At 68.6% G+C, this 21,530-nt stretch carries 20 protein-coding genes and 1 pseudogene; 10 read left to right on the forward strand and 11 right to left on the reverse strand.

What is annotated here, in order from left to right; translation table 11 throughout:
• Window positions 1-130: 130 nt before the first annotated feature.
• The 3 genes from AAFN46_RS19850 (at window position 131) to AAFN46_RS19860 (ending at window position 1,888) form a co-directional block, all read left to right on the forward strand.
• On the forward strand, window positions 131-673 hold the full coding sequence (locus tag AAFN46_RS19850) for a peptidoglycan-binding domain-containing protein (protein WP_347810454.1): 543 nt from the start codon (window positions 131-133) through the stop codon (window positions 671-673).
• A gap of 133 nt (window positions 674-806) precedes the next feature.
• On the forward strand, window positions 807-1,370 hold the full coding sequence (gene pnuC / locus AAFN46_RS19855; protein ID WP_347810426.1) for a nicotinamide riboside transporter PnuC: 564 nt from the start codon (window positions 807-809) through the stop codon (window positions 1,368-1,370).
• Entirely contained in the window at window positions 1,367-1,888 is a 522-nt protein-coding gene (locus AAFN46_RS19860) for an AAA family ATPase (protein ID WP_347810427.1), read from the forward strand. Before pnuC ends, AAFN46_RS19860 begins: the two co-directional genes overlap by 4 nt.
• A 9-nt stretch (window positions 1,889-1,897) precedes the next feature.
• Here AAFN46_RS19860 and AAFN46_RS19865 read toward each other — a convergent pair whose 3' ends face one another.
• Window positions 1,898-2,497, reverse strand: a complete 600-nt coding sequence (locus tag AAFN46_RS19865) for a Crp/Fnr family transcriptional regulator (RefSeq protein ID WP_347810428.1) — start codon at window positions 2,495-2,497, stop codon at window positions 1,898-1,900.
• A gap of 233 nt (window positions 2,498-2,730) precedes the next feature.
• On the opposite strand from AAFN46_RS19865, the gene AAFN46_RS19870 reads away from it, so the two are divergent.
• Window positions 2,731-3,615, forward strand: coding sequence for a sterol desaturase family protein (locus tag AAFN46_RS19870; protein ID WP_347810429.1), 885 nt, complete (start codon window positions 2,731-2,733; stop codon window positions 3,613-3,615).
• Here AAFN46_RS19870 and AAFN46_RS19875 read toward each other — a convergent pair.
• Complete coding sequence (locus tag AAFN46_RS19875) at window positions 3,585-3,884, reverse strand: DUF1883 domain-containing protein (protein ID WP_347810430.1); 300 nt, start codon at window positions 3,882-3,884, stop codon at window positions 3,585-3,587. The two genes, AAFN46_RS19870 and AAFN46_RS19875, sit on opposite strands and share 31 nt — an antisense overlap.
• A gap of 57 nt (window positions 3,885-3,941) precedes the next feature.
• Between AAFN46_RS19875 and AAFN46_RS19880 the strand changes: the two genes are divergently transcribed.
• From AAFN46_RS19880 to AAFN46_RS19900, 5 genes are all read left to right on the forward strand, one after another.
• The gene (locus AAFN46_RS19880) at window positions 3,942-4,262 is read left to right on the forward strand and encodes a cupin domain-containing protein (protein ID WP_347810431.1); all 321 of its coding nucleotides are present in this window, start codon (window positions 3,942-3,944) and stop codon (window positions 4,260-4,262) included.
• A 48-nt stretch (window positions 4,263-4,310) separates the two neighbouring features.
• Window positions 4,311-5,342, forward strand: coding sequence for an RNA methyltransferase (locus AAFN46_RS19885; RefSeq protein WP_347810432.1), 1,032 nt, complete (start codon window positions 4,311-4,313; stop codon window positions 5,340-5,342).
• The gene (locus AAFN46_RS19890; RefSeq protein WP_347810433.1) at window positions 5,342-6,256 is read left to right on the forward strand and encodes an endonuclease/exonuclease/phosphatase family protein; all 915 of its coding nucleotides are present in this window, start codon (window positions 5,342-5,344) and stop codon (window positions 6,254-6,256) included. The genes AAFN46_RS19885 and AAFN46_RS19890 overlap by 1 nt, the downstream gene beginning before the upstream one ends.
• A 1-nt stretch (window position 6,257) precedes the next feature.
• Entirely contained in the window at window positions 6,258-7,535 is a 1,278-nt protein-coding gene (locus AAFN46_RS19895; protein WP_347810434.1) for a leucine-rich repeat-containing protein kinase family protein, read from the forward strand.
• A gap of 89 nt (window positions 7,536-7,624) precedes the next feature.
• Window positions 7,625-9,202, forward strand: coding sequence for a choice-of-anchor I family protein (locus tag AAFN46_RS19900; protein ID WP_347810435.1), 1,578 nt, complete (start codon window positions 7,625-7,627; stop codon window positions 9,200-9,202).
• A 35-nt stretch (window positions 9,203-9,237) separates the two neighbouring features.
• Here the strand turns inward: AAFN46_RS19900 and AAFN46_RS19905 are convergent, their stop codons facing one another.
• From AAFN46_RS19905 to AAFN46_RS19935, 7 genes are all read right to left on the reverse strand, one after another.
• Complete coding sequence (locus AAFN46_RS19905; RefSeq protein ID WP_347810436.1) at window positions 9,238-12,471, reverse strand: DUF1631 family protein; 3,234 nt, start codon at window positions 12,469-12,471, stop codon at window positions 9,238-9,240.
• 102 nt (window positions 12,472-12,573) lie between these two features.
• Window positions 12,574-13,650: a polyamine ABC transporter substrate-binding protein gene (locus AAFN46_RS19910; protein ID WP_347810437.1), complete on the reverse strand. Its 1,077-nt coding sequence runs from the start codon at window positions 13,648-13,650 to the stop codon at window positions 12,574-12,576.
• 55 nt (window positions 13,651-13,705) lie between these two features.
• A complete protein-coding gene (locus AAFN46_RS19915) occupies window positions 13,706-14,047 on the reverse strand; it encodes a cupin domain-containing protein (protein ID WP_347810438.1) in 342 nt (113 codons plus the stop codon).
• Between the two features lie 14 nt (window positions 14,048-14,061).
• Window positions 14,062-15,468 (reverse strand): FAD-binding oxidoreductase, encoded by a 1,407-nt coding sequence (locus AAFN46_RS19920; RefSeq protein ID WP_347810439.1) that lies wholly within the window; start codon window positions 15,466-15,468, stop codon window positions 14,062-14,064.
• Window positions 15,469-15,516: 48 nt separating this feature from the next.
• Complete coding sequence (locus tag AAFN46_RS19925; protein WP_347810440.1) at window positions 15,517-16,338, reverse strand: helix-turn-helix domain-containing protein; 822 nt, start codon at window positions 16,336-16,338, stop codon at window positions 15,517-15,519.
• Window positions 16,339-16,381: 43 nt separating this feature from the next.
• Entirely contained in the window at window positions 16,382-17,161 is a 780-nt protein-coding gene (locus tag AAFN46_RS19930) for an AraC family transcriptional regulator (protein WP_347810441.1), read from the reverse strand.
• A 107-nt stretch (window positions 17,162-17,268) separates the two neighbouring features.
• A complete protein-coding gene (locus AAFN46_RS19935) occupies window positions 17,269-18,195 on the reverse strand; it encodes a DMT family transporter (RefSeq protein ID WP_347810442.1) in 927 nt (308 codons plus the stop codon).
• A gap of 99 nt (window positions 18,196-18,294) precedes the next feature.
• On the opposite strand from AAFN46_RS19935, the pseudogene AAFN46_RS19940 reads away from it, so the two are divergent.
• A pseudogene (locus tag AAFN46_RS19940) lies at window positions 18,295-19,160 on the forward strand (LysR substrate-binding domain-containing protein).
• A gap of 12 nt (window positions 19,161-19,172) precedes the next feature.
• Here the strand turns inward: AAFN46_RS19940 and AAFN46_RS19945 are convergent.
• A complete protein-coding gene (locus AAFN46_RS19945; protein ID WP_347810443.1) occupies window positions 19,173-19,895 on the reverse strand; it encodes an RNA methyltransferase in 723 nt (240 codons plus the stop codon).
• Window positions 19,895-21,514: an NAD(P)/FAD-dependent oxidoreductase gene (locus tag AAFN46_RS19950; RefSeq protein ID WP_347810444.1), complete on the reverse strand. Its 1,620-nt coding sequence runs from the start codon at window positions 21,512-21,514 to the stop codon at window positions 19,895-19,897. Before AAFN46_RS19950 ends, AAFN46_RS19945 begins: the two co-directional genes overlap by 1 nt.
• Window positions 21,515-21,530 lie beyond the last annotated feature (16 nt).

Below are 21,530 nucleotides of genomic sequence, written 5' to 3' on the forward strand. Positions count from 1 at the left end.
GTCTGCTTGCGCTTGCCGGCGTACTCGGCATCGGCGAAGGTCATCTGCTTCATCGGGAAACTCGGGCAACGGGATCGGCGTATTTCACCAGATTCGGGAAGTCTTCTTCAGAATTTCCCTAGAAAAAGAGATCGATGGAAAAACCACCGCCGACGGAATTTTCGGAAAAGTAACAGAGGATGCCGTCAAACAGTTTCAGCGAGCGAGCAAACTCTCCGCCGATGGTGTTGTAGGTCCCAAAACGGCTGATGCTCTCGATCTGTCTCTCCCCAAACCCAGCGTCGTAGCCACAAAAGACGGACACATACTGAACGCCACCCAAATCAATCGACTGGCCGTCATTATCGATGGACTTATCCCCACAGGCCCCTTGGATCTATTTGACGACCCACTGATACTTTGGACAGTCGAAAAGCTGGACTCCATCATAGCGAAGCTATTGCCAGCGCACATATTGAAATACGCCCAGGACATTAGCTCGGGAGTAGACAGCGGCGATTTCTCGGCAATATCCAAACGCATAACCTCCGCCATCAATAGTCGCATTAACTTTCCAATCCTAACCGAAGATACCGAAGAAAAAGTCATTGGCTTCTTTGTAAAATTCATTATCGAGTCACTCCGCACCGGTAGAAACATAGACACTGCTTTCAAAGCACTTGCACTTAAATAGCGGAAGACTACGCAGCACAGTCTTGCCCAAACGGCACCAGCGCTCTTGTCGGTGCCGTCTCTCCTCGTCAGCAGACGATGAGATTGCTAACCTGCCCTCCCAACATAACGCCCGCAATCGCTCAGCCCCTCGTATGACACCCCTGGAAATCATCGCCTCCGCCCTCGGCATCACCTCCGTCTGGCTGACCGTGCGGCAGAACCCGCTGTGCTGGCCCATCGGTCTGGTCATGGTGCTGCTCTACGCCTGGTTCTTCTTCGATGCCAAGCTCTACTCGGCGGTGCTGCTGCACGGCGTGTTCGCCGCCATGCAGCTGTATGGCTGGTGGCAGTGGGGCCAGGGCGTCGACGAGAGCGGTCGGCGCCCGGTCAGCAGCGCCAGCGCTCGAGAGATTGCCATTGGCCTGGCCATGGCCGTGGTCTTGGGCCTGTTGCTGGGCCTGGCCATGGATCGCTTCACCGAAGCCGTCTACCCCTGGCCGGACGCCCTGCTCACCGCCTTCAGCCTGCTGGCCCAGTTGTGGATGGCGCTCAAGCGCTGGCAATGCTGGTTGCTGTGGATCATCGTCGATGTGCTCTATGTCGGCTTCTTCGCCTTCCAGGGTTACTGGCTGACCGCCGGCCTGTACGGCGTGTTCATCGCCCTGGCCCTGCTCGGCCTGCAGCAGTGGCGGGCCTCGCGGTCGCAGCCGGCATGAAGGTGCTGGTGCTGACCGGCCCCGAATCGAGCGGCAAGACCTTCCTCGCCGAGCGCCTGCAGCGGCGCTTCGGCGGCCTGGTGGTCGGCGAGTACGTGCGCCACTTTATCGACCAGGAACAAAGGGAAACCTGCCTGGCCGACATCCCCGCCATCGCCCGCGGCCAGTTGGAGTGGGAGGACGCCGCCCGCGCCCGCGCGCCCGAACTGCTGATTCTCGACACCCACCTGCTGAGCAATATCCTCTGGAGTCGCATTCTGTTCGGCGACTGCCCGCACTGGCTGGAACCCGCCCTGCTGCAGCGCCGCTACGACCTGCATCTGCTGCTGTCGCCGCAAGGCGTCGAGTGGCACGACGATGGCCAGCGCTGCCAACCGCAACTGGCCGAGCGCGAGCAGTTTCACCGGCAATGCCGCGACTGGCTGATCGGCCGCGGCCATGCCTGGGTGGATATCGGCGGCGATTGGGCGCAGCGCGAGACCCAGGCCATCGAGCAGGTCACCCGACTGCTCGGCTGAGCACAGGCCTCAGCGCCGCACCAGCCCCATGCGCGCGCGGATGCGCGACAGCGCCACATTGGTGATGCCCAGATAGCTGGCCACATGGTGCAGCGGAATGCGCGCCGCCAGTTCGCCGCGTTGTTCGAGGAAGGCGCGGTAGCGCGCCTCGGCATCCAGCAGCAGGAGTTCCGCCTCGCGCTGGCTGCTGCGCGCCAGCACGGCGCGTATGGCGTCGCTGAGCAGCTCCTGCACCAGCGGCAACTCACTCTGCCACTGGCGCAGATCGGCATAGCTCAGCTCCAGCACCTGGGTCGGCTCCAGGGCGATGATGTCCACCGGGCTGGTCGTGGCGAAGGGCGGCGTGCCCCAGCCGACCCAACTGCCCTCGGCATGGAAGGCCGCGTTGCGCTCGACGCCCTGCGCCGAGAGGTGCGCCACCCGTACCAGCCCGCCGGCGACGAACCACACCCGCTCGACCTCCTGCCCCGCACGCAGCAGCACCTGCCCCGCGGCGAATTCGCGGCGCGGCAGGGTCTGCCAGCGCTCGGCCAGTTGCGGTTGACGTTCGAGCTGGCCGAGCAGATGCGGTGCGCAGGCCAGGCAATCCTGTAGGGAATCGGTGGTCATAAACCCAGGTTAATGCGTGCAGAGGGTGAGCGGCGGAAAACTAGTGGCCTGTGCGGTTAATTCGTGCATGCAAGTTCGCGTGCCAGAGTTTGCCAGACTAGGCGCCGCGACGAGTCGTAGCAGAGCTACGGCGAGGAGCGGCAACGACGGATGGTGAAGTCTGGCGCCGAAATTGGATATTCGAATTAGCCAAACAGGCCACTATCACCACCGCACAATGGATGACAGCCCGCATGAACACTCCCCTCCACCGCCTCAACTGGGCCCACCTCGGCGCTCTGCTGCTGGCCAGCGGCTGGGCCGCGCTGGCCCTGCACATGAACTGGGGCAGCCTGGCCCTGCTGCTCGGCGGCCTGTTGCTGGTGCTGGCCTGGTTCGCCCTCTGGGAATGGCGCTGGCCCTACCGCGAAGACTGGCGCGCGCAGCCGGCGGACCGCCGCCGCGACGCCCTGTTCGCCATCACCCTGCTCGGCGCCGATGGCCTGGCCGATCTACTGATCCGCGGCCTGGCGATGGGCCTCAACGCCGACGCCCCGGGCCCCGCGGCCGCGCTGCCGCTGTGGCTGGCGGTGCCGCTCGCGGCCCTGCTCGGCGAGTTCGGCGACTACTGGCTGCATCGCCTCAAGCATCGCGGCGGCTGGCTGTGGCGGGTGCATTTCGTCCACCATCGCCCCGCCGCGCTGAACGTGACCAACAACCTCACCACCCATCCCCTGGACCTGCTGCTGCGCAAGAGCGTGCATGTGCTGCCGCTCTGGCTGGCGGGTTTCGACCCGCAGGCCATCGCCCTGGCCGGACTATTCAGCCAGACCCAGTCCTTCGCCACCCACGCCAACACCCGCGGCACCCTGGGCTGGCTGAACTACCTGATCGGCAGCGCCGAACTGCACCGCTGGCATCACAGCGTGCGAGTCGAGGAAGCGCTCAACTTCGGCACCGCCCTGCCGCTGTGGGATCAGCTGTTCGGCACTTTCCGCCTGCAGGGCGCGCCGGCCCGGGTCGGCGTCGACGCAGCGCAGGCGCCGGGCCAGCACGATAGCCTCGGCCTGCTGCTGCACCCGCTGCGCCGCCAGGTACGCGAGGCGACTCAGATACCGACGCGCTTGCCGCGCACGTAGCGAATCGAATACTCCATCTTCGGCTTGCGCGTGACGCTGATGGCGCGCCGGGTCACGGTGTCCAGGGTGATGTTCCAGAAGCCGTCGCTGGGCACCTTGATGCGCGCCGGGAAGCGGTCGAAGGCGCCGCCGTGGTAGGTGTGACGGCCGCCATTCTTGAACGAGCGGAAGTTGGCGTCGTTCATCAGGCGGATATTGCAGGGCTGCGAGCACTGGATGACGACGGTGTCGCCCTCCTCCAGATGCTCGCGCTGGTGGATGAATTTCATCGATAACTCCAGGGCGCTACGGGCTATGCTGGGGGCCCGACCATTCGCGAGGCCGCCATGCTGCCGCAAGTCACCTCTCTGTACCAGTCACCGTCGTCCGATTCGACCCGCGAGAGCTTCACACCGCTGCTGCAGAGCGAGCAGTTGCTGCTGGAGCAGATCGTCTCCCACGGTCAGGCCAGCCCGCAGGGCTTCTGGTACGACCAGCCACGCCCCGAGTGGGTGGCCCTGCTGCGCGGCAGCGCACGCCTGCAGTTCGATGACGGCGAGCTGGCGCTGGCCGCCGGCGATGCCCTGCTGATCGCCGCCCATTGCCGGCACCGGGTCGCCGAATGTTCGACGGACGCCATCTGGCTGGCCCTGCACTTCCAGGCCTGACGACCAGCCCTACGCGCCGCCGCTGCCCGGTGGTAGCATGCGCGCCCCATGCGCATCTCCGATATTCAGCAACGTCTCGCCGACCTCGGCGCCCTGCCCGCCCATAGCGGCCGGGTGCTGCGTGCCTGGCTGCAGGGCAAGCCGCTGAATGCCGGCACCCGCCGCCAGCACAGCGAACACTTCCTGCCGCTGTCCGTGCGCCACGGCCTGCCGCAGCTCGGCGAAACACTGGAAGGCCTGGCCCGGGTGCGCTCCAGCCACCCCGGCGGCGACGGCTCGGCGCGCCTGCTGGTGGAGCTGGGCGACGGCCAGATGGTCGAGAGCGTGCTGCTGCCGCGCGACGGCCTGTGCGTCTCCACCCAGGTCGGCTGCGCCGTGGGCTGCCGCTTCTGCATGACCGGCAAGAGCGGCCTGCTGCGTCAGGTGAGCAGCGCCGAGATCGCCGCCCAGGTGGTGCTGGCGCGGCGCCTGCGCCCGGTGAAGAAAGTCGTGTTCATGGGCATGGGCGAGCCGGCGCATAACCTGGAACAGGTGCTGGAGGCCATCGACGTGCTCGGCACCGACGGCGGCATCGGCCACAAGAACCTGGTGTTCTCCACCGTCGGCGACCCGCGGGTGTTCGAGCGCCTGCCCCGGCAGCGGGTCAGGCCGGCCCTGGCGCTGTCGCTGCACACCACCAAGGCCGAGCTGCGCGAGCACCTGCTGCCCAAGGCGCCGAAGATCGCCCCGGCCGAACTGATCGAGCTGGGCGAGGCCTATGCCCGTCAGGTCGGCTACCCGATCCAGTACCAGTGGACCCTGCTCAAGGGCATCAACGACGGCCAGGACGAGCTGGACGCGATCCTGCGCCTGTTCAAGGGCAAGTACGCGGTGCTCAACCTGATCCCCTTCAACAGCCTGGAAGGCGACGACTACCAGCGCCCGGACGGCGAGCGCATCGTCGAGATCGTGCGCTACCTGCACAGCCGTGGCGTGCTGACCAAGGTGCGCAACAGCGCCGGCCAGGACGTCGATGGCGGCTGCGGCCAGCTGCGCGCGCGCGCCGTGGAGCTGGTCAACACCAGCAGGTTGCGCGGCTGATGCTGCGCCTGCTCGCCCTCGCCAGCGCCGCGGGCCTGCTGTCGCCCTGGTTGACGGCGCTGGCGGCGCCCCACTCGCAACACCTGGCCTGGCTGTTCGACCTGCTCAGCCACTGGCAATGGCTGTACCTGGGCCTGCTGCCGCTGTGCCTGGCGCTGCTGGCGCGGCGCAGCCCGCGCTGGCTGCTTCTGCTGCCGCTGCTCGCCCTGCCCTGGCTGAGCCTGGCCACGGCGCTGCCGCCGCAGACCGGCGCGGCGCGCCTGAGCCTGCAGCTGGTCAGCGCCAACCTGCAGCAGAGCGACGATGCCGGCGCCCTGCGCGCCTGGCTCGACGCCCAGCCGGCCGATCTGGTGCTGCTGCAGGAAGTCAGCCCGGCCATGGCCGCACAGCTGCAGCGCTGGGCGGACTACCCACATCGCCTGCTGGCCCCGGAAGACTCGCCCTTCGGCCTGGCGCTGCTGTCGCGCCTGCCGCTGGTACAGCCGCGCGTACAGGTGGACGGCGACGGCATTCCTGCCATCGAGGCGCAAGTAGACTCCGGCGCACACGACCTGGCCCTGACCCTGGCACACCCGATGCCGCCGCTCTCGCCCTACTGGCAGCACAAGCGCGACCTGGGCCTGCAGGTGCTGCTGCAGCGCAATGCCGCCACCGGGCTGCCCGGGCTGCTGGTCGGCGACCTGAACGCCAGCCCCTGGTCGCACGGCCTGCGCCAGGTCGAGGATCTCGGCTGGTATCGCGCCAGCGACCTGCGCGCCACCTGGCCCACCTGGGGCCAAGGCTGGCTGGGCATCGCCATCGACCAGGTGCTGGCCCGCGGGCCCTGGCGGGTGGCCGAGCAGAGTCTGGGGCCGGACCTGGGTTCCGACCACCTGCCGCGCCGCCTGCGCCTGGAACTGCTGGACAACGACTGACATGCATAGCCTGGAGCAACTGCGCAGCGGCCAGCTGGCCGGCATCGCGCGCCTGGACCTGAGCGCCGACCTCGGCGAATTCCCCCGCGAGATTTTCGCCCTGGCCGACAGCCTGGAAGTGCTCAACCTCAGCGGCAATCGCCTGCGCAGCCTGCCCCACGACCTGCCGCGCCTGCACCGGCTGAAAGTGATCTTCTGCTCGGACAATGCCTTCGACTCGCTGCCGGAAGTGCTGGGCGACTGCCCGCAGCTGGAGATGGTCGGCTTCAAGGCCAACCGCATCGCGCGGGTGGCGGCCGCCGCCCTGCCGCCGCAGCTGCGCTGGCTGATTCTCACCGACAACCGCATCGAGACCCTGCCGCAAGAGCTGGGCCGGCGCCCGCGCCTGCAGAAACTGATGCTGGCCGGCAATCGCCTGCGGGCGCTGCCGCAGGGCATGGCAGAGTTGCAGCAGCTGGAGCTGCTGCGCATCGCCGCCAACCGTATCGAGGCCCTGCCTGACTGGCTGCCGCGCCTGCCGCGCCTGGCCTGGCTGGCCTTCGCCGGCAACCCGGGCAGCGACCGGGCCGAGGCCGCCGCCCTGGCCGAGCATCCGCAGGCGCCGATCGCCCGCGCCGGCCTGGCCCTGGGCGAGCTGCTGGGCCAGGGCGCCAGCGGGCTGATCCACCGCGCCCAGCACAACGGCCGCGCGGTGGCGGTCAAGCTGTTCAGGGGGCAGATGACCAGCGACGGCCTGCCGCACAGCGAGATGGCCGCCTGCCTCGCCGCCGGGCGCCACCCGCAGCTGCTGCCGGTGATCGGCCCGCTGCAGGACGAGCCCGGCCAGCCGCAGGGCCTGCTGCTGGAGCTGCTCGAGCCGCGCTTTCGCGCGCTGGCCGGGCCGCCCTCGCTGAGCAGCTGCACGCGCGACTGCTATGCGCCGCAGCAGCGCTTCGCCGCCGAACAGGTGCAGGCCCTGGCCCGTGGCGTGGCCGGCGCGCTGGCGCACCTGCACGGGCGCGGCATCCTGCACGGCGATCTGTACGCGCACAACCTGCTGGTCGACGGTCATGACTGCCGCCTCAGCGACTTCGGCGCCGCCTCCTTCTTTACCCCGGCCAGCGCCCAGGGCATCGCCCTGCAGCGCCTGGAGAGCCGCGCCTTCGGCATCCTCCTGGAGGAGCTGCTGCAGCGCTGCGACGCGCCGCCGCCCCGCCTGGCCGCGCTGGCGCAGGCCTGCCTGCAGACTGCCCCACAACAGCGCCCGGACTTCGCCGAGCTGCGCCGCGCGCTGGACTGAAGCGTCACCCCGGCGTCATCCGCCGGTCACCGTTCGGCCATATCGACCTGTCAGGCTGGCGGCTTTATCTCAGCCAAGGACAGTCTGTCATGCGCCTGACCCGCCTCACCGCCACCCTCGCCCTGAGCGGCCTGCTCGCCACCGCTCTGCCGGCCGCCGCCCAGGCCGAGTCGCTCGCCTTCACCGCCCTCGGCACCTATCGCAGCGGCCTGTTCGAGCAGAGCGCCGCCGAGATAGTCGCCCACGACGCGCAGACCCAGCGCCTGTTCGTGGTCAACGCCGCCAGCGGCAAGATCGACGTGCTGGACATCCGCGCGCCGAGCCAGCCGAGCCTGCTGTTCAGCGTCGACCTGTCGGCCCATGGCCGCGTGGTCAACAGCGTCGCCGTGCACCGGGGCCTGGTCGCCGCCGCCGTGGAGAACGCGGTCAAGACCGAGCCGGGCCAGGTGGTGCTGCTCGATGCCGACGGCCAGCTGCTGGGCGCGGTGACGGTCGGCGCGCAGCCCGACATGCTCACCTTCAGCCCGGACGGCAAGCGCATCCTGGTGGCCAACGAGGGCGAACCGAGCGACGACTACCTGAGCGACCCGGAGGGCTCGGTGAGCATCATCGACCTGCCGCGCCGCCCGCAGCGTCTGAGCCAACGCCATGTGCGCACCGCAGACTTCCGCGCCTTCGGCCGCGAGAGCCTGGACCCGTCTATCCGCGTGTTCGGCCCCAATGCCAGCGTGGCCCAGGACCTCGAACCCGAATACATCACCCTCAGCCACGACGGCCGCCGCGCCTGGGTGACCCTGCAGGAGAACAACGCCATCGCCGAGATCGACGTGGCCGCCGCCCGCGTGGTGGCCGTGCGCGGCCTGGGCTACAAGGATCACGGCCTGGCGGGCAACGAGCTGGATGCCAGCGACAAGGACGGCGCGGTGAACATCCGCAACTGGCCGGTGCGCGGCCTGTACCAGCCCGACGCCATCGCCAGCTTCCGCCAGCGCGGGCGCACCTACCTGGTCACCGCCAACGAAGGCGACGCGCGCGCCTATTCCGGCTACAGCGAGGAAACCCGGCTCGGCAGCTCGGCCTATGTGCTGGACCCGCTCAAGTTCCCCGACTCCGCCGACCTCAAGCAGAACGCCAACCTCGGCCGCCTGACGGTGAGCAAGGCCAGCGGGCTGAACCCGCAGAGCGGCACCTTCGAGGCCATCTACGCCTTCGGTGCGCGCTCCTTCTCGGTGTGGAGCAGCGACGGCCGCCAGCTCTACGACAGCGGCGCCGACTTCGAGAAGATCAGCGCCGCGCGCATGCCGGCCCTGTTCAACAGCAACCACAAGGACAACAGCCCGGATGGGCGCAGTGACGACAAGGGCCCGGAGCCGGAGGGTGTGACCGTGGCCAGGCTGTGGGGCAAGCCCTACGCCTTCATCGGCCTGGAGCGCCTCAGCGCGGTGATGGTCTACGATCTGAGCCGGCCGCAGGCGCCGCGCTTCGTCGAGCTGGTCGGCAACCGCGACGCCAGCGTGCAGCCGCCGGCCGCGCAGGCCGGCGACCTGGGCCCGGAAGGCCTGCTGGTGATCGACGCGCGGCACAGCCCGATCCCCGGCGTGCCCCTGCTGGTGGTCGGCAACGAGGTCAGCGGTACCACCACCCTGTACCGCATCGACCGCCGCTGAACGAGAGGCCCCCAGGGCATGCCCGGGGGCCTCTCCTAGGATGACAGGCTGACCGCTTCCTCGACGCTCGCCAGCCAGTCACCCAGGGTGCGCGGGCGCTGCACGCCGAAGCCCTGCACATAGTCGACGCCCAGCTCGGCCAGGCGACTGCGGATCGCGGGCGTCTCCACGTACTCGGCGATGGTGCGTCGGCCCAGGGCGTGGGCGATCTCGTTGATCGAGCGGACCATGGCCAGGTCGCCGCTGGAGCGCTCGATCTCCTTGACGAAGCTGCCGTCGATCTTCACGTAGTCCACCGGCAGGCGCTTGAGGTAGTCGTAGCTGGAGAAGCCGACGCCGAAGTCGTCGATGGAGAAGGTGCAGCCGGCGCGCTGCAGCTGGCGCACCAGGTCGGCGGTCTTGGCCAGGTTGGCCACCGCGGTGGTTTCGGTGAGTTCGAAGCAGATGCGCCGCGGGTCCACCGGGTAGCGTTCGAACAGGCTCTCGATAAAGGCCAGCAGACGGTCGTCGTTGAGACTGCTGCCGGACAGGTTGATCGACAGGCCCGAGCTGTGCTGCCAGATCTGCGGGCAGCGCTCCAGCTCGGCGAAGATGCGCCGCAGCACCCAGCGATCTACCTTGGCCATGCGGTTGTAGCGTTCGGCAGCGGCGATGAAGTCCTGCAGCTGCAGCTCGTTCTGCATCACCAGCAGCAGCTCGTAGTGCGGCAGCTCCTCGGCCTGCGGGTCGGTCGGGGCGATCTGCTGCACGCGCAGCGAGAGGTCCTCGCGCTCGACTATGTCGTCCACCCGCGCGGCGATGGCCAGCAGCCCGGTACGCGCCTCGTCGGCCTCGCGGTCGAAGCGGTGCACCCGGTTGCGGCCCAGCTCCTTGGCCACGTTGCAGGCGGCATGCAGGTCGCACAGCAGGTTGGCGACATCGTGATGCTCTTCCGCCTCGACCACGCCGATGCTCAGGGACAGACCATGACGATGGCCGTCCCAGGTGAAGCCGGCGCTCTCCACCGCCACGCGCATCCGCTCGCCCCACTCCACCGCGGCGGTGCCGGCGCAGTCCGGCAGCACGCTGGCGAACTCCACGCCGCCGATGCGTGCCAGGCTACCCTGCGCGGGCAGGTGCTCGCCCAGGCAGGTCGCCACCTGGCGCAGGCAGGCATCACCGGCCACCGGGCCGACGTGACTGTTGATCAGGCTGAACTGGTCCAGATGCAGCATCAGGAAGGCCGAGCGCCGGCCGGTGGACAGCGCCTGGGCCACCGCGCTGTCGAAACTGCGGCGGTTGAGCAGGCCGGTGAGTTCGTCGTGGCTGCGCGCATGGGCGATCTCCCGGTACAGGCGCCCGACCATGTCCTGCAGGGTGCGCTGGATCAGGTTGTCGCCGCCGCTGGCCGCCTCGCCGATCATCAGGCTGCCGTCGGCGAGCTTCTCGCTCATCTCCGCGGCGCAGTAGTCGCCCGCCTCGTGCCCGCGAGGGTCGACCAGCACGTAGTGATCCCGCTCGGCATTGACCCAGATCAGCTGCAGCGCCTGGCCCTGAGCATCGTGCAGCCAGTCGCCCTGTTTCAGCGCCTGCAGGCGCTCCAGCCAGCGCTGGTGCTCGGCCGGAACCGCGGGGCGCGGCGGCGCTTCGGGGGGCCGGGCGATGAACTCGACCTGCTCCTCGCCGAGCAGTTGACGGCGCAATTGCCCCAGCACGGGGCCATGCTGGAAATGCCCGCCACCGAACTCGTCCATGCGCCGCTTGAGCAACTGCAGCATGTGGTCGATGTCGAAGGTGCGCGCCACCGGGTCCATCCCCGCCTGCTCCTCTTCGCCCTCCTGCAGGCGCTTGGCCAGCAGGCTGGTGAGCGCCAGATCGACCCGCCAGGAGTAGTCCTCGTCGCCACTGCGGATCAGCTCGTTGACCAGCATCTCGCGCCAGCCGGCATCCAGCCAGTCCTGCAGCAGCTTGGGCATCTGCTCCCCGGTCAGCCCTGAGATGGCCGCGGCCACGTCGCCACGGGCCTTCTCCAGGATGTCGCGGCCACGGTGTTGCTGCATCACCCGTTCGGCGGCATGCCGGTAGGCGCGCTGCTGCATCTGCAGCAACTCGTCCAGCTCGGCATCGTGGCTGGTGAAAGCCTCGGGGGTCTCCACCATCTGTCCTATGACCTGCTGCACCCGGCTTTCCAGGGCCTTGTTGGGCGGCTCGCAGTGATCGCACAGGCGCAGCAGGCGGTCGAGGGTGACACGCACCGGGTGGCTGCCATCGGCGATGGCCGCCGGGTCGTTGAGGGCGGACTCCAGCACCGGCAGCAGCAGGCGCTGCAAGTCCGGCTTGAGCCCCGGGGCGATACGCGCCTCTTCGCCCAGCGCCTGGAACATCTCGCTGACCAGTTGGGTGTCCTCGCGCTGGCGAGCGCTGAGCTGGCAACCCTGGCGTTCGAACTGGGCGAACAGCTCCGACGCGGTCCAGCCCTGGCGCGGCGGCGCCTGGCGGTAGAGGGGCGAGAGCGCCTCGCCCAGGGCGCCCTCTTGGCCGCCCGGCGGCGATTCCTCCTGAGCCCCGCTCACGGCGCCGCCGCCCTGCAGGCTGCGCATGGCCTGCCAGGTGGCCTGCGGCGAGGCCGTCTGAGCGGATGGCGGGTGATGCCGAGCGAGGCTCGGCTCCTCCGGTTCCGGTAATGGGGTGATGCGGTGGCGATCGAACTGGGCCACCAGGCCCTCGAAGTAATCGCGCAGCGCCTCGCCGAGCACGTTCACCGCCTGCTCGGCGAACAGCTGGCGTATCGCCTCGGGCTGGGCGCTCAGGCGCAGGCCGGCCTGCAGCTGACGCAACAGGAACTCCAGGGACAGGGGATGGTCGGCATCGGCGACGTGCCGCCCGCCGATACGGTTGAGACAGGCGCAGGCACGCCACTCCAGATTGCCCAGACGCTCGCGCAGCTGGCGCACCATGCGCCGGGCGAGCAGCATGTCCTCGACCTCGGTGTCGTCCACCAGGGTCCACTCGTCCTGCACCTTGACCTGCTCCTCCAGTGCCGCGCTGCATTGCGGCAGGTGGCGGCAGATGCTGGCGCTGACGCTGGCCTGCAGCCAGCTGCCCTGGCGGGCGCAGATGCGCTGGAAATCGCTGCAGGCCTGGGCCTCCTGATTGGAGATGGCGCGCAGGTGCTGCTCGGCCAGTGCCAGTTCCAGCGCCTTGAGCAGGTCGCCCAGCGCCTCGGGCAGGCGTTGGCGCACCACCATGCTCAGCGCTTCGACCAGACCAGCCGGGAACGGGTTGAACATCACGCCTCCTGCCTCGACGACCTCCCAGCAATGACTATAGACGCCGCTTGCCGGTCGAGCAGGCGCAGGCCCGCAAATACGGGCCTGCCGACGGCCGCCGAGTCAGGTACCGCTCTTGACCTTGCTCCAGATGCGCGTGCGCACCCGATCGACCTGCGCCGGCATGGCCTCCAGGGCGTACAGCTTGGCCATCACCTCCTGCGGCGGGTAGACCTTGTGGTCGGCCCTGAGCGCCGGCTCGACCAGGCTGTCGGCCTGCTGGTTGCCATTGGCGTAGTGCACATGGTTGCTGATGGCGGCGGCCACTTGCGGCTGCAGCAGGTAGTTCATGAAGGCGTAGCCGGCCTCCTCGTTCGGCGCGTCGGCCGGCATGCTGACCATATCGAACCAGATCGGCGCGCCTTCCTTGGGAATCACGTACTCGATCCTCACCCCGTTGCCGGCCTCGGCGGCGCGGCTGGCGGCCTGCATGATGTCGCCGGAGAAGCCCACGGCCAGGCAGATATCGCCGTTGGCCAGGTCGCCGACGTACTTGGAGGAATGGAAGTAGCGCACGTTCGGGCGCATCTGCAGCAGCAGCGCCTCGGCCTGCTGGTAGTGCTCGAGGTCCTGGCTGTGGTGCGGCAGGCCCAGCTGATGCAGGGCGATGGGTAGCAGCTCCGGGCCGCTGTCGAGGATGGCCACCCCGCACTGGGCCAGCTTCTGCATGTTTTCGGGCTTGAAGATCAGCTCCCAGGAATCCAGCGCCACGCCTTCGCCGAGCACGGCCCTGACCTTGTCGAGGTTGTAGCCGATGCCGGTGCTGCCCCACAGGTAGGGGAAACCATGCAGGTTGCCCGGGTCGTTGCCTTCCAGCGCCTTCAACAGCAGGGGATCGAGGTTGCTCCAGTTGGGCAGCTTGCTGCGGTCCAGCTTCTTCAGCGCACCGGCCTGAATCTGCCGGGCCATGAAGTGGTTGGAGGGGAACACCACGTCGTAGCCGGAGCGGCCGGCCATCAGTTTGGCGTCCAGGGTCTCGTTGCTGTCGTAGACGTCGTACTGGGCGGCCTGGCCGCTGGCCTTCTCGAAGTTCTTCAGGGTGTCCGGGGCGATGTAGTCGGTCCAGTTGTAGATGCGCACGCCCTCGGCGGCCTGGGCGGCGGACGCCGCGAGCAACAGCGGGAGAAGTTTCTTCAGCATGGCAGTGACCTCTTCGATTGTTGTTGTTCGGTAAGGGCTCGGTGGACTGTGCCACTCAAAGGATCAGCACATAGCTCTTGCGCAGGGTCTCCTGGATGTCCCACACCCCGCAGGTATTGGCCGGCAGCATCAGCACGTCGCCGGCCCTGATTTCGATCGGCGCGCCGCCGTCCGGGGTGAAGGTGCAGCGGCCTGCGATGAAGTGGCAGAACTCCTGCTGCACGATCTGCCGGCGCCAACGGCCCGGGCTGCATTCCCAGACGCCGGCCTCGACGCCGTCGCTGCGCTCGACGCTGTGGCTGCGGGTCTGCGCGACCGGCTCGCCGAGCGGCACGGCCACTCGGCTCTCGTCGCCCAACGGCAATTCGGCGGTGTTCTTGAAGTGGTCGATGCTCATCGGGTTCTCCGCTGTCATTTCATGAAACCTTCCATCAGGCCCGCCACGCCCCGGGCCAGGCGCCGGCGCCAGGGCGGGCTGGAGGGGTCGGCCAGCACCCGGTCCTCGTGCACGAAGCTTTGGATGATGGCGTTGTAGCCGAGCCAGCGGCAGGGTTCGGGCTCCCAGCCGGGCAGGCTGGAGAGGCTGGAATCGCTCAGTACCCAGGGCTGGCGAGTCAGGGCGTTGTCCTGGCCGAGGATCAGCGCGGCCAGGGTGCGCCCACCCAGGTTGCTGGCGCCGACGCCCTCGCCGCCGTAACCGCCGGACAGGGCGATGCGCTGGCGCGAGTCGCGCAGCATGTGCGGGCGGAAACGCCGCGCCATGCCCAGATTGCCGCCCCAGGCGTGGCTCAAACGCACATTGCGCAGCTGCGGGAACAGCTCGCCGAGCAGATGACGGCGCAGATCGCGCTCGCCCTGGCTGAGGTTGAAGTTCGTGCGCAGGCGGCCGCCGAAGCGGTAGCCGCCGCGGGCGCCGAACACCAGGCGGTCGTCGGCGCTGCGCTGGCCATAGGTGACCTGGCGGCTGGCCTCGCCGAAGGCCTGGCCGCGGGCAAGACCGATCTCGGCCCAGACATCCGCCGGCAGCGGCTCGGTGGCCACTATCAGGCTCTGCACCGGCAGTTGGTGACGCCCCAGTGGCGGCAGCTCGGCGGCGTAGCCTTCCACGGCCGGCACCAGCCAGTCGGCGCGCACGCTGCCCATCGCGGTCTTCACCCGCCCTGGCTGCCAGTCGAGCACCCGGCTCTGCTCGTAGATTTCGACGCCCAAGCCCTCGACGCAGCGCGCCAGTCCGCGCACCAGCTTGGCGGGATGAATAGTCGCGCAGTGCGGGCTGTACAGCGCGCCATAGGCGTTGGCCAGGCGCAGCTGTACAGCCAGCTCATCGGGCTCCAGCCAGCGGTAGTCGTCCTCGCCCAGGCCCAGCTCGCGCAGGTGCTGCAGATGGTCCTGCAGGCTACTCAGCTGTTCGGGATAGCGCGCCGCGCAGTAGAGCACCCCGCCCTTGCGCAGGTCGCAGGCGATGCCCTCGCGCTCGGTGACCCGCGCCACCTCGTCGGGAATGTCGTGCAGCAGCTCGAAGGCGGCGCGCCGCGCCTCGCTCGGCAGGCCGGCGAGCAGGCGGTCCTCGCCGAGGATATTGCCCATCAGCCAGCCGCCGTTGCGCCCGGAGGCACCGAAGCCGGCAGTCTCGGCCTCCAGCACCACGATGCGCAGTTGCGGCGCCTGGCGCTTGAGGTAATAGGCGGTCCACAGGCCGGTGTAGCCGGCGCCGACGATGGCCACGTCGGCCTGGATATCGGCCCGCAGGCTCGGCCGCGCGGTCAGCGGCTCGTCAAGCTGGTCCACCCACAGGCTGATAGTGCGCCACTGGCTCATCGGGAAGTCTCCGCCAATCAATCGATGGGCAGAGACTAGTGAGGCGACTCAGGGCTTGTCTTGCGTGCGGGCCCGCATGGAAATTTGCTTGAGATAGGCCTTGGGCGTCATCCCCAGGCGCTCACGGAAGCACTTGTAGAAAGCCGATAGCGAGTTGAAGCCGGCGGCGAAGGCCAGCTCGTCGATGCGCCCCGGGTCGCCACCGGCCTGCAGGCCATCGAGCAGATGCTGCAGGCGCGCCTGGTTGACGTAGCGGTAGAAGCTCTGCCCCAGCACCTGGTTGAGCAGGTGGGAGATCTGGTTGCGGCTGTAGCCGGTGACGGCGGCCACCTGCTGCAGGTCCAGCTCCGGATCGAGGAAGGCCTTGTGGCGCTGGAAGTACTCCTGCAGGTCCTGCGCCAGCAGGCTCAACTGGCGCGCGGACAGGCCCAGGCGGCTGGCGGCCGGACGCGCGCCGCCGCCCGCCGCGCTCGGCCGCGCCTCGTGCACCAGCGTCGCGTATTCGTTGATGCGCCAGATCAGCCCGTCGCGCACAGTGATCGCCTCACCGGTGCGGAAGGACGCCAACCCGCCGCTGCCCTGCAGGGCGAAACGGTACTGGATGAACGCGGTGTGGCCATCGATACGGATGCGGTCGACATGCTCCAGCAACTCGCCGGGGCGCCGCGGCAGGTTGTCCGCCACATAGTCGCGTAGTTCGGCCAGGCGCATGCTGCGCTGCTGGAAGAAATCGTTGTACTCGACGTCCGGGTGATACAGCGCCAGCACCGCCTCCAGATCGCGCTGCTTCCAGCTCAGGTGATAGCGCAGGATGGTCTCGCGGGTGCGCTCGGTCTGCGCGGCGTCGTCGGGGAAGTCGCTGGGGTGCATGGGGGCTCGGTGGCTTCTGGAGTCACGCAGCTTGCCCTATTCCTCAACCGGCGAACAGACGAATTCCCCGCGGCTGCGCCAGTGCCGCCGTGGGGCTCATGCCGACGATGCTGCGGAAGGTGTGGCTGAAATGCGCCGAGTCGGTGAAACCGGCGGCCAGCGCCGCGTCGGTGAGGTTCATGCCGCGCGCCACGCCGACACTGGTGACAAACAGACGATGCCACTGGCGATAGCGGCGGATGGGCACGCCGATCTGGCGGCGAAACAGCTGGGTCAGGCGCGGCACCGAGAGCCCCACCTGCTCGGCCAGCTGATCGATGGAGGTGTTGTTCGCCACATCGGCCTTGATCAGCTCGACGGCGCGCACGATGCGCGGGTCGCAGACGAAGCCCGGCGGCGGCTCGCCATGCGGGTTGATCAGCTGTTCCAGCCAGTCGTGCACCTGCTGCGGCTCGGCGCTGCTGCGGTGCAACTGGTCGAAGCGGGCGATCACCGCTGCCTCGTCGTCCAGGGCGAAGTGCAGCGGGCCACGCCGGCCGGCCATGCGCAGGGCCAGCAGGGCATGATCCTCGCCGAAGGCGTCGAGGTAGGTGATCGCCACCCGCGAGTCGTGGCTGTCCACGACCAGCTCCAGACCCGCCGGGACCAGGCCGCTGCGGCAGGTCAGGGTATCGCCCTGGCAGTGAATCGATATCTCGCCGTCCAGCGCCACCAGCAGCATGGCGGCGGCCTGCGACAGCTGCAGAGGCTCGGCGAAGGAACTGAGATAGAAGGTGCGTTTGTCCCACAGATAGAGCAGGACCGGCGCTTCGCTCGGTTGCATGGACGTTTTTCGCCCTTGTTGTTTTTGTTCCGCGATGGGAACACAACCGGGCCGCTAGGCCAAGCCTGGTGCCGCGCCGCGTCGCGCTTTTGTGGACTCGCCCCCGATTACTTGGCCGGCTGCGCCGGGCGCAGGCGGGAAATGCCCAACAGCACCAGCGCCAGTCCCGCCAACTGCAGGAGTGAAACCGCCTCGCCGAGCAGCGCCCAGGACGCCAGGATGGTCAACACCGGGCCCAGGTTGCCGATGGCGGCGGTGTGCGCGGCACCCATGCGCGAAACCGCCAGGGCCATCCAGTAGATCGGCAGCGCGGTGGACAGCAGCGCCATCAGCGCCGCATGGCCCCACACCTCGCCGGGCAGGCCGGCCAGCTGCGCCACATCGCCGCCGATGGCGAAATGCGCCAGTACCATGAGCGCCGACGCGGTTCCGGCCAGTCCGGCCAGGCGCATGGAGCCCAGGCGCTGCACCATCACCCCAGTGCCGAAGTAGTACAGGGCGTAGGTGATGGCGCTGGCGAAGACCCAGGCCGATCCCTGGATGATCTGCGCGCGGGCGCCCTCCATGCGCAGATCGTGGACGAAGGCGATGCCCAGCCCGGCGTAGCACACGGCCATCGCCAGCAGGGTGCGCCGGCTCGGCCGCTCGCGCTTGACCAGGGCCTGGAGCAACAGCACCAGGGTCGGGAAGGAGAACAGGATCAGGCGCTCCAGGCCGGCGCTGATGGATTGCAGGCCATAGAAATCGAACAGACTGGACAGGTAGTAGCCGAGCATGCCGAGCAACAGCACGCGCAGCACCCCGGCGCAGCCGAGCGGCTCGCCGCCGTTGCCGCGGCTCAGCCACAGCAGCCAGAGGAACAGCGGCAGGGCCAGGCCCATGCGCATGGCCAGCAGGGTGATGGCGTCCACCGGTGCGGCCGCGTAGGCGAGCTTGACGAAGATGGCCTTGAGGCTGAAGCCGGCGGCGGACAGCACGGCGAACAGGCGGCCGTCGTTGAGCCAGAGACGATAGTGCTGGGTGAGGGTTTCCATGGGAGTTCCGGCAGGCGGGCACAAACCTTATTCTGAACAGAAGACCAACCGGCCAGAATCGCTATTTGGCGAACGCAGCCTTCTGACTAGGAGAACGCCGTGCACTTCGATCTCGCCGACCTGCGCCTGCTCATCGCCATCGCCTCCAGCGGCAGCCTGAGCAAGGCCGCCGCCAGCGTGCCGGTGGCCGTGTCCGCCGCCAGTACGCGCCTGCGCCAGTTCGAGCAGCGCTGCGGGCTGAGCCTGTTCCTGCGCAGGGCCGACGGCATGCAGCCGACCCCGGCCGGCCGCCTGGTGCTGGAGCGCGCCCGCGGCGTGCTGGGCGAAGCCGAGAAACTGCACCAGACCCTGCGCGAGCTGGCCGGCGCCGAGCGCATCAGCCTGCGCCTGGCCGCCACTACCGTGGCCAACAGCACCTTCCTGCCCGCCGCGCTCGGCCCCTTCCTGGCCGACTACCCGGAAGTCGACCTGCAGCTGGTCGAGCAGAAGAGCAGCGAGATTCTCCTGGCCGTGCAGGCCGGCGACTGCGAGATCGGCGTGTACGACGGCAACCTGCCCACCGGTGGCCTGCTGTCCCTGCCCTTTCGCGACGACAAGCTGGTGCTGCTGGTACCCCGCCAGCACGCCCTGGCGCAACGGCAGATGGCGCCGCTGCGCGATGCCCTGGGCTTTCCCTTCGTCTGCCTGCCGGCCGAACGCGCCATGCAGCGCTTCATCGAGGGCATGGCGACGCACTATGTGATGCCGCTGAAGGTCCGGGTGCGGGCGCCCAGCTGGTGGCTCAGGACGTCGGCATCGCCATGCTGCCGGAGGCGGCCGCCGCGCGCTGCGCCCAGGAGCTGCCGGTACGCATAGTGCCGCTGGAGGATACCTGGGCCACCCGCGAGCTGCGCATCTGCATCCGCAGCCGGGAGGCGCTGTCGCCGCATGCCCGCCAGCTGGTCAGCTTCCTTGCCAGCCGATAGTTGTGCTTGAACTCAGCGGCTTAGCTCGTACAGGCACATGTTCACCGTCGCCGCCAGGTTGAGCGACTCGATGGCGCCGCTACCGGGGATGGTGAACGGCTGGGCAGCCAGCGCCGTCAGTTGCTCGCGCGGCACGCCGCGCGCCTCGTTGCCGAACAGGTAGCAGTCGAAGTCCTTGAAGCCTGGGGACTGCAGGCTGTCGCCCTGCATGTCCAGGCAGGCGATACGCGGGAAGCGCTCGGCCAGGGCGTCCAGCTCCACGTCCAGCTCCAGCGGCGTATGGAAGATGGCGCCCATGCTGGCGCGCACCACCTTGGGGTTGTAGGGGTCGACGCTGCCGGGGCTGAGCAGGCAGCGGAAGCCACCGAACCAGGCCAGGGTGCGCAGTATGGTGCCGAGGTTGCCCGGGTCCTGGATCTCGTGCAGATAGATCGCCCGTTCGCCGGCGACCGCCGGCGCGGCGCCCTGCGGCATCGGCACCACGGCGACGATGCCCTGCGGCGTCTTGGTATCGGAGATCTGCGCCATCTGCCGCTCACCGATCAGCTGGGTCTTGAACGGGCTCTGCCAGTGCTCATGGGCGGCGGTGACATACAGCTGGCTGCGCTGCAGCAGCGGGTTATGCAGGGCCGCCTTCTGCAGCTCCAGCACCAGGTGCTCGCCCTCCACCAGGAAGTGGCCGAACTCGGCGCGGTACTTCTTCTGCTGCAGCTTCTTGATGTCGTCGAGCTTCATCAGGCGCCCTGCCCGGCCAGCATCGACCTGGCCACCGCTTCGGCGACCTTGATGCCGTCCACGCCCGCCGAGAGGATGCCGCCGGCGTAGCCGGCGCCCTCGCCGGCCGGGTACAGGCCCTTGAGGTTGAGGCTCTGCAGGCTGTCGTTATCGCGGGTGATGCGCACCGGCGAGCTGGTGCGGGTCTCGATGCCGGTGAGCACCGCGTCGGCACGGTCGAAGCCGCGAATCTGCTTGCCGAAGGCCGGCAGCGCCTCGCGGATGGCCTCGATGGCGTAGTCTGGCAGCGAGGGCGCCAGGTCGCCCAGGCGCACGCCGGGCTTGTACGAAGGCTCGACCTCGCCGAACTCGCTGGACGGCGTGCCGCGAATAAAGTCGCCGACCAATTGGGCTGGTGCGCAGTAGTCGCGGCCACCCAGCTCGTAGGCGCGCGACTCCAGACGTTCCTGCAGCTCCACGCCGGCCAGCGGGCCGCCGGGGAAGTCCTGCTCCGGGTTGATGCCAACGACTATGCCGGCGTTGGCGTTGCGCTCGTTGCGCGAGTACTGGCTCATGCCGTTGGTGACCACCCGCTCCGGCTCGGAGGTGGCGGCCACCACGGTGCCGCCCGGGCACATGCAGAAGCTGTACACGGCGCGGCCGTTCTTGGCGTGGTGCACCAGCTTGTAGTCGGCGGCGCCCAGTTCCGGGTGACCGGCGTACTTGCCCAGGCGCGCCTGGTCGATCAGCGACTGCGGGTGCTCGATGCGAAAGCCGATGGCGAAGGGCTTGGCCTCGATATGCACGCCCCGGCGATGCAGCATGCGGAAGGTGTCGCGCGAGCTGTGGCCCAGCGCCAGCACCACGTGGCGGCTGCGCAGGGTCTCGCCACTGGCCAGCACCACGCCTTCCAGCTGGCCGTCGTCGATCACGAGATCAGTGACCTTGCTCTCGAAGCGCACCTCGCCGCCAAGGGCGATGATCTCCTCGCGCATGGCGGCGACCACGCCGGTGAGGCGGAAGGTGCCGATATGCGGCTTGCTGACGTACATGATCTCTTCCGGCGCGCCGGCGCGCACGAACTCGCTCATCACCTTGCGCCCGTAGAACTTCGGGTCCTTGATCTGGCTGTACAGCTTGCCGTCGGAGAACAGCCCGGCCCCGCCCTCGCCGAACTGCACGTTGGACTCGGGCGTCAGGGTCTTCTTGCGCCACAGGGCCCAGGTGTCCTTGGTGCGGCGGCGCACATCCTTGCCGCGCTCCAGCACGATCGGCTTGAAGCCCATCTGCGCCAGCAGCAGCGCGGCGAACAGGCCGCAGGGGCCGAAGCCGACCACCAGCGGGCGCTCGCTCAGATCGGCCGGCGCCTGGCCGACCGGGTAGTAGCCGGTGTCCGGAGCCGGGCGAATGTGCGGGTCATCGGCGAAACGCGCCAGGATCGCCGCCTCGTCGCGGACCTCCAGGTCGATGATGTAGATGAACAGGATGACGCTGTTCTTCTTGCGCGCATCGTAGCTGCGCTTGAACACGGTGAAGCCGAGCAGATCGGCGTCGGCGATACCCAGGCGCTTGAGGATGACGGCGCGCAGTTCTTCGGCGCTGTGATCGAGGGGCAGGGACAGTTCGTTGATGCGAATCATGGCGTGATCCTGGCCG

Source organism: Pseudomonas sp. CAU 1711 (assembly GCF_039888625.1).
GTDB lineage: Bacteria > Pseudomonadota > Gammaproteobacteria > Pseudomonadales > Pseudomonadaceae > Aquipseudomonas.